This is a genomic window from Paraburkholderia sp. SIMBA_054 (assembly GCF_046534875.1).
GTDB classification, from domain to species: domain Bacteria; phylum Pseudomonadota; class Gammaproteobacteria; order Burkholderiales; family Burkholderiaceae; genus Paraburkholderia; species Paraburkholderia hospita.
Genome location: NZ_JAWRXV010001116.1, coordinates 1 through 258, shown reverse-complemented (window position 1 = coordinate 258; position 258 = coordinate 1). Strand labels below are relative to the sequence as shown.

1 pseudogene is annotated in these 258 nt (G+C 74.8%); it reads right to left on the bottom strand.

The annotated features are described in order from the left end of the window. Positions 1-258: pseudogene (locus SB822_RS58625) on the bottom strand (hypothetical protein); the annotation flags it as partial.

The following is a 258-nucleotide window of genomic DNA, read 5'->3' as shown; positions in this document are numbered from 1 at the left end:
CGAGCGGACCGGGCGGCGGCGCCAGTGGCAGCGTGGCGATGCCCTCGGCGTCGCGCGGATAGTAGGCACTCGGCGCGAAGTCGGAGTACGCCAGCTTGCGGAACCATGGGTGCCAGCCGACCACCGGACGCGGCATCGCGCGCTCGCCGGCGGTCACGCGCAGGCGCAGCCGCAGGCGGTCGGCCTGCAGCTCGACGGCGTGCTCGGCCTGGCCACCGAACGGCCAGCGTCCGTCGTCGTCCAGCGACAAGCCCAACC